Origin of the sequence: Pseudomonas sp. H26/SER47-MNA-CIBAN-0231 (assembly GCF_040310465.1) — a bacterium.
Taxonomy (GTDB): Bacteria; Pseudomonadota; Gammaproteobacteria; order Pseudomonadales; family Pseudomonadaceae; genus Aquipseudomonas; species Aquipseudomonas atacamensis.
The window spans coordinates 1-249 of the sequence record NZ_JBEOPW010000144.1; the positions used below are offsets into that span (position 1 = coordinate 1).

Annotated in this window: 1 protein-coding gene; it reads right to left on the reverse strand. The window is 35.7% G+C overall.

Going from position 1 to position 249, the window contains the following annotated elements:
- The coding region (locus AAEZ10_RS27620) for a hypothetical protein (RefSeq protein WP_350571857.1) at positions 1-249 on the reverse strand (249 nt) is incomplete at both ends.

Here is a 249-nt window from a genome sequence, read left to right on the forward strand (position 1 = left end):
TAATAAACTTACTTACAGATACTGCATAAAATGGACTATCTTCAAATTTCACTTTTTTTGCTGACTCTAATCGCCAATCGGCGAAAAAGAATATGAGTACTAAAATATAGCCAGCCAACACATATTTAAGCCAGCTATAACCAAAGCTATCTAGCACATCAGCTGTTGTTTGAGGTGTTTCGGTCGTTTCCGCGTATTTTAGAATAGGGTAATGGGTTGCTGATATTAACTTTTTACGCTGTGCTAAAT